We start from the raw sequence: 253 nt of genomic DNA on the forward strand, positions 1-253 counted from the left end.
CTGGTCAAGCCGTTCTCGCCAGAGGAAATGTCCGCCCGCATCGAGGTGCTGTTGCGCCGCCGGCCGCGCACTGCAAAGCAGGAGGCCATCTTGCGCTTCCGGTCGCTGGAACTCGATCTGGTGCGCCGCAAGGTCTCGCGCCACGAGCGCGAACTCACGCTTAAACCGACCGAATTCCGTGTTCTGGAGTTCATGTTGCGTCACCCCGGTCAGGTGCTCACGCGCACGATGATCTTTGAAGCAGTAGGGGGTT

General features: G+C 62.1%; 1 protein-coding gene. It reads left to right on the forward strand.

Annotated features, from left to right (window positions below; translation table 11 throughout):
* Positions 1 to 27: 27 nt before the first annotated feature.
* Positions 28 to 253: winged helix-turn-helix domain-containing protein (locus SB753_RS39425; RefSeq protein WP_410805470.1), on the forward strand; the 226-nt coding region annotated here is incomplete at its 3' end.

Source organism: Paraburkholderia sp. SIMBA_053, assembly GCF_046534895.1.
Lineage (GTDB): Bacteria > Pseudomonadota > Gammaproteobacteria > Burkholderiales > Burkholderiaceae > Paraburkholderia > Paraburkholderia caledonica.